Source organism: Pedobacter sp. 01T416_2 (genome assembly GCF_056398925.1).
In genome coordinates this window covers 1-14,933 of sequence record NZ_JBFTQI010000041.1, presented here as the reverse complement: position 1 = coordinate 14,933, position 14,933 = coordinate 1, and the positions used below count along the sequence as shown (strand labels likewise).

10 protein-coding genes are annotated in these 14,933 nt (G+C 40.3%); 4 read left to right on the top strand and 6 right to left on the bottom strand.

The genetic code is table 11. The features are described 5' to 3' along the window. Positions 1-106 precede the first annotated feature (106 nt). The 3 genes from AC1DPQ_RS03435 to AC1DPQ_RS03425 all read left to right on the top strand — a co-directional run bounded on the left by AC1DPQ_RS03435 (position 107) and on the right by AC1DPQ_RS03425 (position 3,017). Positions 107-1,117: a DUF6602 domain-containing protein gene (locus AC1DPQ_RS03435; protein ID WP_477581989.1), complete on the top strand. Its 1,011-nt coding sequence runs from the start codon at positions 107-109 to the stop codon at positions 1,115-1,117. Between the two features lie 509 nt (positions 1,118-1,626). Beyond that, a complete protein-coding gene (locus AC1DPQ_RS03430) occupies positions 1,627-2,430 on the top strand; it encodes a hypothetical protein (protein ID WP_477585285.1) in 804 nt (267 codons plus the stop codon). Between the two features lie 71 nt (positions 2,431-2,501). Beyond that, on the top strand, positions 2,502-3,017 hold the full coding sequence (locus AC1DPQ_RS03425; protein WP_477585284.1) for a hypothetical protein: 516 nt from the start codon (positions 2,502-2,504) through the stop codon (positions 3,015-3,017). Positions 3,018-3,020: 3 nt separating this feature from the next. Here the strand turns inward: AC1DPQ_RS03425 and AC1DPQ_RS03420 are convergent, their stop codons facing one another. Then, positions 3,021-4,112: an HNH endonuclease gene (locus AC1DPQ_RS03420; RefSeq protein ID WP_477607947.1), complete on the bottom strand. Its 1,092-nt coding sequence runs from the start codon at positions 4,110-4,112 to the stop codon at positions 3,021-3,023. 154 nt (positions 4,113-4,266) lie between these two features. On the opposite strand from AC1DPQ_RS03420, the gene AC1DPQ_RS03415 reads away from it, so the two are divergent. Beyond that, a complete protein-coding gene (locus tag AC1DPQ_RS03415; RefSeq protein ID WP_477607945.1) occupies positions 4,267-8,109 on the top strand; it encodes an SIR2 family protein in 3,843 nt (1,280 codons plus the stop codon). A gap of 890 nt (positions 8,110-8,999) precedes the next feature. On the opposite strand, the gene AC1DPQ_RS03410 is transcribed toward AC1DPQ_RS03415, so the two are convergent. The 5 genes from AC1DPQ_RS03410 to AC1DPQ_RS03390 all read right to left on the bottom strand — a co-directional run. Further along, positions 9,000-11,528, bottom strand: coding sequence for a S8 family peptidase (locus AC1DPQ_RS03410; RefSeq protein WP_477607943.1), 2,529 nt, complete (start codon positions 11,526-11,528; stop codon positions 9,000-9,002). Beyond that, entirely contained in the window at positions 11,497-12,510 is a 1,014-nt protein-coding gene (locus tag AC1DPQ_RS03405; protein WP_477581439.1) for an AAA family ATPase, read from the bottom strand. The genes AC1DPQ_RS03410 and AC1DPQ_RS03405 overlap by 32 nt, the downstream gene beginning before the upstream one ends. A gap of 231 nt (positions 12,511-12,741) precedes the next feature. Then, the gene (locus AC1DPQ_RS03400) at positions 12,742-13,698 is read right to left on the bottom strand and encodes a DUF5677 domain-containing protein (protein WP_477581440.1); all 957 of its coding nucleotides are present in this window, start codon (positions 13,696-13,698) and stop codon (positions 12,742-12,744) included. Continuing rightward, on the bottom strand, positions 13,698-14,507 hold the full coding sequence (locus AC1DPQ_RS03395) for a TIGR02391 family protein (RefSeq protein ID WP_477607941.1): 810 nt from the start codon (positions 14,505-14,507) through the stop codon (positions 13,698-13,700). Before AC1DPQ_RS03395 ends, AC1DPQ_RS03400 begins: the two co-directional genes overlap by 1 nt. A gap of 36 nt (positions 14,508-14,543) precedes the next feature. Continuing rightward, the coding region (locus AC1DPQ_RS03390; RefSeq protein ID WP_477607939.1) for a hypothetical protein at positions 14,544-14,933 on the bottom strand (390 nt) is incomplete at its 5' end.

The following is a 14,933-nucleotide window of genomic DNA, read 5'->3' as shown; positions in this document are numbered from 1 at the left end:
CATGAAATTAGTGGTAAAAGAATCATTTATATAAATTTTAATTTAGGACTTTTATTATTGAAATAAGTAATAAATCATTATTTTAAGTTATAATTTACAGGCTAAAATGGACAGTAAAAAATCACCGCTTCGTGCCCAAATGGTAACTCAGGGATGGAAACAATTCCTGACTGCCAGAACCAGGATGCTCAACGCTTATGACATTGCAAAAGAGCAAGAAAGTAACAGAAAGGCAAAGACCAGACATGGTCTTGTAGCAGAAGGCGAATTTAGAAAATGGTTAGCTGAGTTCATTCCCAAACGTTATGGCGTAACCTCAGGCTTTATCATCTCACCTGGTATTTCAAGTTCTGAGCATATGGTTCATTATGATGTGATCATATACGATCAGTTGGAATCCCCAGTATTGTGGATCGAAGACAATCCCGATTCCTCTGACCAAGGAAAATCACTTGCAATCCCTGCAGAATATGTCCTTGCGGTCATAGAGGTGAAATCTGCATTCAATAGAAAGTCCGCAAAGGATGCAGTTGAACACTTGTCAAAGCTCAAGCCATTGCTCGCTCGTGTCGACCCTCCAAACAGTCGTGCCAAGCTCTATCTTCCCGGAAATTTCTTCTGCGCAACAGTATTTTTTGAACTACGAAAAGAGGATGAAAAAGACTTTACTGCATTGGATGAGCTGGTGAATGCGACAATGATCCGAAGATTCTTCGGTGGCATTATACTCCGAGCGGAAACTGAATACAAACGCGACTGCGGAAAAATAATTTTTAGGAATCAAAACGTTGATACCGCAGCTGATCAAAGTACATCATTATCGTTTTGGGCTACATCGAAATCACTGAGGTATAGGGATGATGCATATTTCAGCCTACTTTTGAATTATTCGGAAACATATTTTTCAGAATTTGCATTTGATATCCTTGCCCTATTGAAGGATACCTATCAGCCTCATGTTCTTTCGAGCCTGCACTGCATGGGTTCTACAGCACGGGAAAACGGAAGCTGCATAGAAACGCGATATTTTGATCCCGAAGCTGTCAAAAGATATCAAGAGCAAACAGCGGCAATCCTGAAAGCTCAGGGTTTTGAAGGTTTGGAACCATATCTCTAAAATTTACCTATAATCCCTTATTGTCCTTTCGCGTTAAACTTAAATAAATAATATTTCTGACTGATTTTGCGTAGAACTCTTAAAATAAACGGTATTGACGAAATACATCGTTTTTCTTAACTAAGTGTACGACCCAATCGATTTGTTCCCTCTTCGCCAATCGACTAACAGACAGAAAATCAAAACTTTACAACAATTTTTATTGCCGGTTAGAGGGGATCAATCAATCTTGGTTCATTCAGCTTCAGCCCCATAAAGTTCGTTTTCTGTTGACAATTCCGAAAAAGGTATTTGAAGCTCTTCGATCGTTTTCAACTTCCGAGACTACCAAATACAATGCAAGTATCATTTTATTTCAGGGATATAATATATCTAATGGTTGCTCAATACCATGAGGCAAATTATATAACTGATATTCGTTTGGTGCATAAAAAACAACCCAAATGGACTAAGGATACTTTCTCTCAATAAAAAACTTTAATTTTAAAAATCTAAAATTAATGTACTATATGAATTTAAAGCATAATCCAGCAGGGTTTCCACCTGCGCTCATCATCCACTGGGAAAAATCAGATGGCATCAATTTTGCCATTGCACTGGCAAGGATCACAGGCTGGATGCTTCAGGTAGATTGGTTAACTGGAAGCCAGGAAACAACCGAGGATGAAATGATACCTGTTCGTGCTTATGTGGAAACGAATCAGGATGTCGTTTTTGATTTTACGGGTAAGAAAAGTATTATAGCCTTTAACCAATATGTTATCCGGCCAGCTGCTGCAGGCAGGGTTAGGCCAGACAAGACTTATATCTCAACCCGTTGTTATCAGGAGGAAAAGTTAATAGAAATGCCTATGCGGGTAAAAGCTAACCAGGTGGAAATTGAGCGGGCAACAAAGGCCATATTGGCCAATCCTAATTTTTTAAAATTAATTCCTAAAAGACGAAACCCGGAAATCCCGGCTTACCTGGCTTCTAAATTTTCACATGGGAACTGTATTCCCTTTGCCCAGGCCTTATCTGAACTAACGGGGTCACCCGTTATGGGCATTTCAGTTTCCCGCTATCACCGCGATTGTGGAAATAAATTAGGTTTTTGCCATGTAGTTGTCGTACATCCGGATGGTATAGTGGAGGACTCATGGGGCAAACAGACCTTAAAACAAGTATTGGATAGATTTTATATTCTGGATTATACTATGACGGAAGATATTTATTTATTCCACCAAGCACGTCAGAAATTCGAATCTGCTCAGTATTATGAGGATGCTTATTTTCTCGCAAAATCTATTCTAATGCAAAAAACTGATAATTAACTTATTTTTTGACCGATTGTCTCACTTTATTTAAATATTTACCTTGTAATTCAATTAGCAACAATCAACCAATGACTAAAATTAACACTCAACAAAGCCTCAAGGCCCGGTTTCCTTGGATTGGTAAAGGATTATGGGGAATCTTGAAAATCATCCTTTTTATAATTGTTTTTGCTCCATTTCTTCTGGGCTTATTAAAGTGCTTTTTACTGCTTTTGGAAGATGATGATCGCTTTATTACCCTTACCGCTTATGGTTTTGCAATTTTTCTGGGGGTTTCGACAATGCTCTTCAACTGGCAACGGAGTACCAAAGATAAAAACCTAGCTGGAAAGCTTTACCGATATGCGGTAGATTCGGTACTTTGCTGTTTTTGTTTTTTGATGGCGGTGGTATGTAAATATTTATTTTCGGAAAAACTGGCCTTGAGCATTGTACTTTTTGATTTTTTAAAGGATTACTATTTTATCTTAAAATGGACATCATTTATCTGGCTGGCAGTTGTAATGTTACTTGCAGGGGATATTTTTATAAGTTTTTTCCATTTGTATGTTAAAGAGAGGGATAAGGAGGAAAAAACAAGCTGATTCTTAATCCACCGGTTCATCTGGAAATTTCATTTGAGTATCCATCTTTCCAAAAATAAGTTTGACGATTTCATTATCTCCAAGGTTCTTATTTGTCCACTTTTGGTTTATTGTATCATAACCCCTAAGGTTTTTGATGTGTTCCGGATTAAAATTGAAGTTGATAAATCCTTGTTCGGATATCGTTTTTTTAAGGCCGGTAAAATCTACCCTATTTGAAAAGAATGGCGCATACTGATAATCATGGAAGAAGAATGGCGGACAAAATTTTTGTTTAAGATTTACCTCCCCTTTCATGTAATCATCAAGAAGGTTACCCGGAAGCAGGAACTCAAACATCATATTTCCAAAATATAACATACAGACGTGGGAGATGAGTTTGGTGGACGCGGTCATACGCTTAAATATCCGTATTTCTGGTCTGGGATATTCTAAAGGTAAGGCATATTCATGAACTGTGGCAAACAAGGAAAAATCTTGATTAAAGGCATTATCCAGTATAAAGAGCCTTAGGGGTTCATAGTTTGAAAGCTCTGATTCAGGTAATAGGCAATAAGCCATTTTACAAAAGATTTTGTAAACATTTATTGGAGTGTAAGGACTCTTCTTATAGGATAATTTTGCGCTGCCAGTTTTTAGATTAATTTCCAATGGCAAGCCCTCATTTTCCACTTCAGTGACTTTTGCCCCATACATGACTGTAGGCTTAGCGCTTAAGGGACTGCCTGGAACCTTAAACTGGGGAACCCTGTTTTTTTTTCCCTCTCTTGAGAACAAACTATTCAGCGGGCCTAAATAAGCTGATAGATCAGTTTCAAATGCAGAAAACCGGCTATTACATGCATCACATTCATCCTGACAAATCAGGGTTTTGTTTCCCAGAAATTCAGGAATTAGATGAGCATCCATTTTAAAGTTGACTTCAGGCATTCGTTTTTTACAAAACCTGCAACATCGTTCTTTTTTTGGTATCCAGTGTTTATTTGCTTCCTCCGGGCAGCTTACTAATACCTGGATGGCATAATCTTTTGCAAATTCCGCCAGACTATCCATGTGCTCAGGATTTGTATAGTAATTCAGTTGACCTTTATTCATATCTGGTAAGCGGTTATTTACCTTATTTACTTCAGACAAAATAACTAAAAGATTTCATTTTTTAACCGTTTAAGCAAAAACTCCATAGTCTGGTGGATAACTTATTTAGCTTGATGGACAGTTTGTTGTTAAATTAGCAACAAACGCTTTTCAAATGATGGATTATTCCAACTTATTACAAAAACTACGGGCCAAGCTAGGCAACAACCAGATGTCAGTTATGGTGGGTTCAGGATTCAGCAAAAATGTTAGTCCCCTCTTCCCCACCTGGTATGAACTGCTGTTAGACTTGATGAGAGCACAGTACGGGGCGGAACTTTCCCGGGAATATTATAATCTTCCACCTATTAAACGTAAACAGCACAAGGAAGAACAATATATAGATATTAGGTTTAAAGAATTACTACGGCAAAAAGGATACCTCCAGGTAGTTTCGGATTATATCCGAGAGCATTCCATTGAATCTATTGCTACATACATCGAAAAAAGAACACCTTATGTACATCAGGAACGGTCTCAAATCCTATTGTCTATGGGCGAAATCCAAAAGTCCCTAGATTTTGAGGATTTGGATTTGCACCGAGCATTAATTGGTTTGGGCTGGAACAATATTTACACAACCAATTATGACCATTTACTTGATATATGTGTAAGTGAACAACTTCCTAATGACCTCAGGAATGAAATCCAGCTTTTGGAAAAAGAAGTTGCTTCCCTATTACTGGAATATAGTAATTTCGAAAAATCACTTTCTGAAATTGAAGTCAAGATTTATGAGCAAGAGAACAATATAGGTATACAAGGCACGGATGGCATGACCACTTCCAAACCTGATGATTTGGAGGAACTACGAGAAAAAAGGGATAAAATTAATACACAACTCAGAAACCTCGAAAGACAGGCCAGTCTTAAAAGTAGTCAGATAGACAAAAAAGAAAAGCTACTAAATGACTGTTTTACAATTGTTACTGAGGCGAGTAAGCTGAAAATCAAACGGAATAAAAATATCATTAAGCTGCACGGCTCTTTACGGACACCAAAGCAGATTGAAAATTTTGAATTTGGTTTTGATGGGGACCATAAATGCCAGTACATTATTTCTCAGGAAGATTACGATCAATATCCTCACCTTCACGAACCATTTACCCAATTAATGCGAATTTCCCTTCTACAGGAGTCTTTTTGTCTAGTGGGTTTTTCGGCGGATGATCCAAATTTCATTGCATGGATTACCTGGGTGAGGGATGTGCTGCAAAGGGGCAATAAAAAAGGGGAACCAAAGGAGGTGAAGATCTACCTAATTGATGTAAATAACGACAAAATTTCTCCAGATCGTTTATTGTTTTTTGAAAACCATAATATCAAAAGGATTCCTTTGCAGGATGAGTCGCTCCAGGGGTTGCTTGCTTCCTTTATGGAAAAGGAAACTGGACAACCTACCTATAAAGATTACCTGAGCGCCTTTGTTTCATTTCTTGCGGACGATGATAATGCGGAGCCCATGATTCCACTAGCGGATACCACGCATATTTCAGAGTGGCAAGATATCTGGAAAGACCGGACAACTTTAAGAAGTGAACCTCGTCAGGACCCTGAAAAAGTACAAGAAAATTTAAGACGTTTAAAAGCTCTTGCAACTCCTATTTACATCCCAGACATAAGGTATACGGATACACAGCTCAGTTTTATTCAGTTTTATGATAATTACAGACTGCGGCGATATGATGCTAAAAAATCCAGCAAGTTAAAAGCTGGGATCAACCCTGCTGAAATGAAGCTGTTGGCTTTCGCTTTTAAGGATTCGATGCTTCCTCTTGATTACGCTTTCCACCCAGAAATGAAAGCTGAATTCCTGAAATCAGGCAATAATAAAATCATTATGGAGGAAGCTGTAGGGCTTTCTAATGCGCTGACCGGAGGCAAAAAATCACCGGACAATATGGGTGAGAAAATTTACCAGTTGGCTTTTAATTTTAAATTCAGACAGCTTAAAAAAAAGCTCGATCAATGGGATGCGCAAGGAATAGAAATTCTTCAAAAAGCAGGTTTGTTATCGCTTTGGGATAAATCAAAAACTGGTTCTTACACTAAAACAATGTTAAGCCCGCAGCATCAAATAGAACCCGAAATATGCTTATATTTAAATGAATTACTAATTTGTAACAGCGATTGGCATAGCCAAAAAAAATTAAAGCAAATCGTTACTGCTTATTCAAAGCAAGGTTTTACCCAGCTATCAGATAACTTTAAATATTTAAAAAACTCACTCAAACCAACTTTTCAAAAGATAGAAACTTTAGGTTCAGGCCGTTATTCCATCAGTCGTGATGATGACCACTGGGAAAAAGTGCGAAGCGAGGTAACTACTGTCCGTTTTCTATATTTAATGTTGTATAGTGGCACTCAATTAAGCCATACGCAAACCCTTCATTTGAAGGCAACAGAGTGGCTTGAATTAATGAGCAATGCCTATGAAATTTATCCTGAAGCCATTCTGTTTTATTCACTTCAAGTAAGTGAGCGTGACTTTTGTGTTAGGATAGCTCAGGAATATGTAAGTAATCAAAAGATAAGCCAGCAAGTCAAAAATCGCATAGCGGTAAACCTGTTTGCTGCAATACGTTCTGCACCAGAAAGAATGGGAGATAATATAATCTCCTTTTTATCCACCTTTCTCATTGTTGTTCCACCTGAAGTTTGGCAGTACCGGTTTATGAAGGAATGGAATAGAAACGTTTCTAATAGAGCGGCATTTCGTGAGCAACACCGAAATCCTTTTGCAAAATTGGTTTACGCTGCTGCCAATTATATGGAGGATAAACATTTGTTGTTGCAGCTGATATCAGATTGCCTTTCTGCCACAATTAACCAAAACAAAGAAATCCAGTTGGATTATACATATTATATCCAACGAAACTATTACTATACACGTATTTCGAGGGATGATGATGATTTTGGTATAATAGATGAGACCATATCCAAAATCACAGGCACCATCTCCGAAAAGCGATTAAATTGCTTCTATGTATTGGCCAATTTGAACATTTTGCTCACCCAGGAACAAAAAAATGAAATTAAAAAGGTGTTGGCATTACTGGATTTTACTAAAATCTCAGATAGCCGTTTCTGGGAAGTGGCCATTTACATTGCGGATGGTGACGTCCTATTAATTGAAAAAGTCAAGAGCGTCGTTCTCATTTCATCTAAATTATGGGATACAGGCTATAGGGGGAAAGCTGAAAATGGTCGCACCAGCTGGAGCCACGCTGATCCAATTAACCTGAAGAACTTGTCCCTAAAGCAAAACAGGACTTGGGGAATAAACTGGTCCGATATTGAGCTGAAAAATTTATCAGACATTTTACTTGGTAAGGCAGGTGAATTTAAACTCATCATGAGGCATGATAATCAGATGTTTAGTTATTTTAAACTCTCTGAGGTGATGGATTGGTTTTTGTTTGAACATCAGGCCTCTCTCAGTACCTACAAAAACTATAAGCCCTTAAAAGAGTTAATACAAAGTTTTCATCTGTATAATAGTCATTTTGACGCTTTGGAAGATGGCCTGACCAGTCTGGAAAAAGCAGATGTTGTTTGGGCACTTGGGGATTTGGCAGCGAATTTCAATAATAAAGAGGCTGAGGATAGGCATGTTATCATGGTTTTAAACAAGATTCTTTTTCAGGCGGAACCTGCTGTAGAAGCGGCTCTGGGATATATGGTGTATTGGATTGAAGTGGAAGTGGAAAGCAAAAAAGAATTCTGGAACAGTAAAGAGGTTATCCTGAGTATTTTGAGGAAATATCGTTATCATCCGCTAGCCAAAACAGAAAAGACTTATAGTGATTATCAGCTTTGCCGGATTGCATTGGCTTTTCACCCCTATTCCAAACCTGATAACGATTTAAACTGGTGGATTGAGCAGGCAAGAAATTCCCCTTATAACTCCATCAGGCAATTGGTCCAAAGAAAAGATAACAAAATGGAGCTGGATTAAAGAATAAGCCTAGATTTCGCTGGGTTGACCATCTAACTGCGGAATATTGTGTCAATGCTTTTTTGGTTAATGTTAACCACCACAACATTTACAGCTGAGAAAATTAAAGTATCTAGTCTAAAATCTTGAAATGATCAATTTCTCACGGAATAGTTTGGTTAGTGATAACTGAAATCTCTAAAAATAGGTCTTTCTAATAACGAAATTCCCTAGTATGGTGAAGTTTGGTGATGACACATTCCGGGTGATCCTGTTCAATAATGTGTGCTAAAACGAGATTGTCCTCTTTAGGATACATTTTAATCGTGGGTGGTTGATTCATTTAATCAGTTAACTTTATGATTTACATAATTCGGCTAGGTCAACCATGCTTCTAGAATTAACATCATCCCATCTCGCTACACCTCTGTAACATGGCTTGAGAATTAATTGGTCTTCAAATAAGCGTAATCCATTACGATAACCTGAAAACGCCCTTCCATGGCGATGGTTGAGTCGATAATAAAATCAAACATCAGGCGAACGGCAATTTCTTCTGCACTTTCTACAATTTCACCCGTGTTGTTGATACCCTTTTCGGGTGGAAGGTTTTGGAGCCTTAGAGCTCTTTTAAGAATAAAGTCAAATTTAATTTGAGCCTCATCTAAACATAATCAGCTTTGAACCCACACCTGGATCAACAGCACGCACCTATTTACCTATCATTGCTTCGGTAAGAAATTAAGCTCTCACGATTCGGGGAATTTCGGTTAAAAACCTAAATCATTCCATATTTGTACTCTGGAACGTTGTTAAATCCAACATTTGATCCGATGAAAACTACCATTCATCTGTAAGCTTGGCCCTAAATCAATGACATTATCTTCTGTTGAGCATCACCTTCAACTGCTTTACAACAACAAATCCAACTCGATCTGGTTAAGAACGGGTGTCATCAGATCGACATCCACATTTGCAGTCTCCAGAGTGACCAGCAGACTATACCTGACTATCGAATCCGTTTTCCCTAGCTTCTTGCGGCTCCTGTACCACCCGGGCTTTGGATAAATGGCGATCTTGTTGCGTACGGCCATATCAGCTCCCGACATCGTTACAAAATCTTTTTTCACTGACCCTCTTGAACGGACACGCTTGATCGACCATCGTTCCTCTGTATTGTCCACCTGGTCTTCGTCAAGCTCGGCCGCTTTGGAAATCCGCCGCTTAAACTGATCCAGTGTTTCACGTTCCTTTATTACCGCAAATTCCAAAGCATGCGAATGATAATGAAAATTGTTTACGTAACGTTTGTTCTTACTGCCTGGGTTGGGTTCAATAAAATAGGATAAAGTAACCTTTAGGGTGACGTCCTGATCAAAAAGTTCTCCCGAGAGTACCGCATCCGGCCAGGGAAGATCAAACAGGTGGTATTCCTTGCTCTTCCCCGATGACTTTACCAAATGATAAGGCTGAATCTCCCGCTCAGCAATTAATGTCAGGCTATTGCTTGCACTGTAGAGTGCATCATCCAGGACAGGAACACCATATCCGACAGATCTGAGTAAAAGTTTCCTATCAGTTTCATTCAGTTCATTAAAATCACGGTTCCCAAGCATATTTGCTGTCCAGTCAGCCGAATGAACCATCAGCGCCCGTATGGTCTCCGGCCAGAAACTGGGGTATGCGGCCCTTAACTGAGCGGCCATTTTAGCTGCAAGTCCGGCGGCACCGCTGGTATCTCCGAATGGTAGAAAGGTATACCTGGGATACTCTTTATCAGCTGTCAACAACTTTAGGCTATAGTGATCAGACACTGCCACACCGTCGGTACTGCAATTTCCGCCTTCCATCACAATGTCCGGTTTAATTGGCCACTGGCTTTCCCATAATATGGAAGTTGAATTACTTGGCGCCATTCCACCATTGGGCGCAAGATGCATATAACCTGTTGCAGGATCAATTCGGTCTTTTCGGGTATAGCTGCCAACGGTAACCGCGTTGTACGCCTGTGCAGGATCATGCACTGACTCCATCAGGTTTAAGTCGGGATAGTCTTCGTGGTTCACAGAAACAACGTTTCCGCTGCTCACTATGATCAGTTGCGGCGCAGTAGGATCTAAGGTAGAACCGAATGCGATCTTATCGACGGCTGCAGACCAGGCAGAAGGGCGGCCCTTAAAAGCAAAATCCTTGTCCGTAATGGTTAAACAGAATACCCTTGGGTTAGCAGGCCGGTCGACAAAAGGCGTACTGGCCGCGTACTCAGTAACGGCACCATAGAGTTCGGGATCATTGGGATCAGCGAGGTTAATGATCTTAAAAGACTCCAGTCCGTGCGTGATCCTGATCCTTCCCCTTTCGGCAAGCGCATCAACCATATCGCCATAGAGTGCAAGTCCGGCAACCCCAGTACCGTGTCCGCCATTTGGCCAATCATCGCCGGAGCCCCAATCATCGGGTTTATAAGAATATAAGCGTTCATCGGGTAGAAAACTGCTAATCAAGGGATGTACATTGTTGACGCCACTATCCAAAAGGCAGATTAATACCGAATTTTCATCCAGCGCCACATCGGTACGGCCGATAAGTTCCTCCATCCACTGCGCGTTATCTTCATATTCCTCATCCTTATGGCAGATAAAATCAGCTGTTTCCTGAGGCTTACGGATTTCTGAGAGATTGTCCAACAGCATCAATGAACCTGAAAGTTGCTCGGCTGTTCCCTTTACCAGTCTTACCCGGTGCTCTGCAAAGGCAAGCTCTGAGGATCCGACCAAAACCCCTGCTAAAGCCAGGTTTTCCAGTACCCTCGCTATCCTGAACTGATCATTTCCGGTTTTACGGAACCAAACCTCCCACCACACAACTGCACCCTCATCTGGAAAGGGAAACTCAGGCTCATCCGCCCAGAAAGATTTCAAGGTAGCAGACCTGATATTTTCGATATTGGTAAAAAGCGAGTAATAGCTTGGCCTTCCGGTATCCTGCCCGCGGTAACGGCCATTCTTGGTCAAATAATCCAGTACCTTATCGATAAACATTCCCACGCCGCCTTCGGTCATCATCAGGGTAATGCAATACCTGTATTCCAGCCCGTCCTCGGTTTCCCGAAATTCCTCCCTGATGTTGAGTATCTGAAAAAGCGGATCATCCCGGTCCTGATCCATATTTTTATAGTCCAGCTGAAATCCCCATTCTGAAATAAAATCTACATAAATGGCATCATCACGAACGATCCCTTCGGGCAAGTCGACATCGGCAGGAATATCAAACCGTTGCCTGATGGCCTCCAGTTGGTTAAGAATTCGGTTTCCGTGTAAATTTCTGTTTCTCTGGGCAAGTTCGAGACCACTTCCAAAAGGGGTTCGTGGATAAACGTAGTCCAGGCTCTGGGCAAAGCCCTCGAGTTTAATGTGTCTTTGGGGATTCTGTCTGGCCATATTTGAGAGGTGCTTTTTTAGATAACGATTTTTGTATTTCTAAAGAATCCAGTTTCATTGAACCAGACAAAATCATTTCCTTAATAGCCTCTTCACATGCCTTAGTAATATCCGAATAATTCAGTCCGACAGCCAGTTCGGCTATCTTCGCATAATTCGGTTTCTTTGAGAACGAGAACCCTTTTGTTGCTTTTTTTATTGTATCACTTACCTGCTGCAGGTCGGGCAGCGGATAACTTACCACGTCATCAAATCTGCGAAATAAGGCCCTGTCAAGACTTTCCGGAAGGTTTGTTGCCGCTACGATGATACTGTTGCTTTGATCTTTTTCAATGTTGATCAGAAAACTGTTAAGTACCCTTTTGATCTCCCCAATATCCTGCCCCCTGTCCCTGTGCGAACCAATAGAGTCAAACTCATCGAACAGGTAAACCGCCCTGTGATCTTCCATGGCATCAAAGATCATCCTCAGCTTTGCAATGGACTCACCGAGGTATTTGGACATCAATCCATCCAATCTGATAATATATACAGATAAACCCAGCTCACCGGCAATGGCTTGTGCAGTCATCGTTTTTCCTGTCCCTGGAAGTCCGGTCAGCAGCAGTTTTCTTCTCGGGGAAAGATTGTGTTTCTTCAGCAGCTCCCAATTTTTTTGTTCATGGATCAACTTGGTCAACGCCTCTTTCACAGTAGGCGCCAGTACCATGGCACGAAGGTCTATCCGCGGATTAAAGACCTCGATCAGCTCTTTCAGTTCCCGTTTAGGGGCGGAAATTGAAACAGTTTTCGGTGATTCCAAAAACGCAACAGACTTGTCTTTTTTTGCCTTTTCGATCAATTGCTTCAGCTCCTGGGCGACCATGGTATGTCCCTGCCGCGCCTCGGAAGCCGCAATCTGCATAGCAGTAGCAAAGAAACGATGTTCATCGTCCTCCGCGTAAGATTTAATAAGGCTCTTGATTTGATCTGCTGCTGCCATTTTGCAAAAGTATACATTTTTTAGCTGGCGTTAATATCAAAAGCGCCAAATCTTTAGTCCTATAATATCGTAAATTATTTCTGTATTATCCGCTGTTGCTACACCCTTGTTACATCGGATGCACGGCGTATGACTATAAATTGTTCATCGGAGCTACCTACCATTATAAATCTACGTCGTTATTTTTTCAAGCATCGTAATAACATTTGCATGCTTGCTGGATATCTTAAATTAATTTAAAGCTTCATATGATCTATTGATATCATAGGCTTCGCCTCGCATAAAAGAGTTAAAAAAGTTAATCATAATCTGATCGAGCAAAGGCTGTCCATTGTAAACATCTAGGATAGATGGGAAAAGCTTAATGTAATCGGCAACAAAAACCCCCAACAAAAACATTGAACTTTTTACATTAAAATTCACCAGCCCAAAAAAATGAGAGTCTTCAACTTGAAACATATTGCCAAATTGAAAGACTGAAACATTGGAGGGGTGCGAGCTGAGTGAAAAATATGTGTACATATTATCCATTACCTTTGGCCGGACTCCTGCCCTTTCGATAAACTCCTGAAAGCCAGCCACACCTTTGAGCTGGCCGTTTTCGAATCTGATATTATACTCCTTTCCGGTAATCTTATTATAAATATGATCCTTTTCCCGCTGGGAAAGTTTTTTAAAAAGCGCTGTCTGTTCGATTTCCGATTTCAAATCTTCAATCTGCTGCCTTTCTTTTTTAGCTTTTTCAATTATCTCTTCATTAATCAACGCGGTGGTAAATTTTTGCCGATAGCTTAATCCAGCACTTACCCATAAGTTGTAAAGGATTAGCAGCTCGTCACCTGGTTTGGTCTGTAGATAGATAAGATTGAACATTCCTACGGTTTCAAAAATTGTTCTAACTAAAGAACCTACCACAAGTGGATCTATTATTTTATTCAATTTAGCACCTGTTTTAGAGGTAAACTCAACTCCCTTGATGATCTGCTTTAAGTGTAAGAGCTTGGTAAACAGCATCTGATTGACCAATATTGCGTCTTTCAATTCTCTTGGGGTTTCGGCCTCGGCTTTAAATGCCAATATTGTCTTAAAGAAATATTCCAGAAAAATATCGATCATTTCATCTACATCTTCTTTTGTCTCAAGCCTTGACAAACGTTGATATTCAACCCGTAACTGATCTTTGGTCATTATCTGATTTTATGTGATTTATCCAGTTTACGATGGCAAAGGGATGCAWTAGTCATTATTTCTATAGCGTCCTGTTCAGACATTGCCCAATCTGTTTTAGGAACGTGGGCAGTCGTATTCCTAAACATCCCAAAGAAACCGATAAGAAGGTTTGCAAAGCCTTTGTGCTCGCTCACATCGGTTTCAGTTGTGAAATTATTGATGATCAATATTGGAGAGGCGGATGAAAATACCTCGGCAACCAGCTTACCGCCATCATTGGTCAGATTAGCCAGGTCTCGGATGCGGTCCGCCACACCTTTTGTTGTTTCAAATACCGCATGAAAATAATTATCCACTAAAAGCTCAGCCTTACAGTATCTGTAAATGGCCTGGTGAAGCCCCCTGACTTCCAGTTTATCGAGCAGGCTTTCCGCACGCTTCTGAGCCTGATCGATGGTTTTCGCGACAGTTTTCCCCTTGAAGCGGCCTTCAATGGTGTATTCTATTCCAAGGAAAGAAAGTGATTCATTTATAGAGGTGACTATCCCGAAAAAAAAATCGGTACCGAATTTGAGGAACCTGGAGGGGTGTAAGGCAATTTGTATAAACCTTAGGATATCATTGGAATTTTTGGCGTAAAATTGCTTTTGTTCGAAAGCATTTACAAGACGTTTCCACTTGGTAATATCGGGAGTGGGATTTTCTATCTTGCATTCCTGAAGATACCGATTGATATCCGTTCCGGACAAACCGTGACTGATATCTCCCAACGACCTGCAGATTGATTCCAGTACGTGGGGAGGAATTTTCTCAAACACCCTACTCATTCCTAGCTTTTAAAACAGGCTTTATCAATCCTTTTTCTAGATCAAAGAAATGGCTCCCGGAATATTGACATGTCTAAATAGCGTTCCGACAGTCATCCTGTCCTGGGAGCTAATGGGCATGTTTATCAAAAGGCGCTTAGCCCGCAAATCATCCTGGGTGAATTTTACTGGCATTGACTCGTAAAGTGCCATTTCCTTTTCATTAAGAAACCAGCTTTCGCAATCCTTATGGACATATTCACAATCATTGTGTACCGAATAGGAAATGTCGTTTTCGTAATTACTGAAGTTGAGGAACCTGGTGATCTCTGCAAGCTCCAAAAACTCTTCGCGTGTATAATTGGCAGCTGTGATATACTCATGGCCAAATTTCTTTGGTGCGTTGCTATAAAAGTCTGCCCATTTTTTTGGCACACATGCTAATAG

Coding starts and splice junctions, on each gene's coding strand:
- AC1DPQ_RS03410 (WP_477607943.1), bottom strand. CDS start 11,528: ATGGCCAGACAGAATCCCCAAAGACACATTAAACTCGAGGGCTTTGCC.
- AC1DPQ_RS03425 (WP_477585284.1), top strand. CDS start 2,502: ATGACTAAAATTAACACTCAACAAAGCCTCAAGGCCCGGTTTCCTTGG.
- AC1DPQ_RS03415 (WP_477607945.1), top strand. CDS start 4,267: ATGATGGATTATTCCAACTTATTACAAAAACTACGGGCCAAGCTAGGC.
- AC1DPQ_RS03400 (WP_477581440.1), bottom strand. CDS start 13,698: ATGACCAAAGATCAGTTACGGGTTGAATATCAACGTTTGTCAAGGCTT.
- AC1DPQ_RS03420 (WP_477607947.1), bottom strand. CDS start 4,112: ATGAATAAAGGTCAACTGAATTACTATACAAATCCTGAGCACATGGAT.
- AC1DPQ_RS03430 (WP_477585285.1), top strand. CDS start 1,627: ATGAATTTAAAGCATAATCCAGCAGGGTTTCCACCTGCGCTCATCATC.
- AC1DPQ_RS03405 (WP_477581439.1), bottom strand. CDS start 12,510: ATGGCAGCAGCAGATCAAATCAAGAGCCTTATTAAATCTTACGCGGAG.
- AC1DPQ_RS03435 (WP_477581989.1), top strand. CDS start 107: ATGGACAGTAAAAAATCACCGCTTCGTGCCCAAATGGTAACTCAGGGA.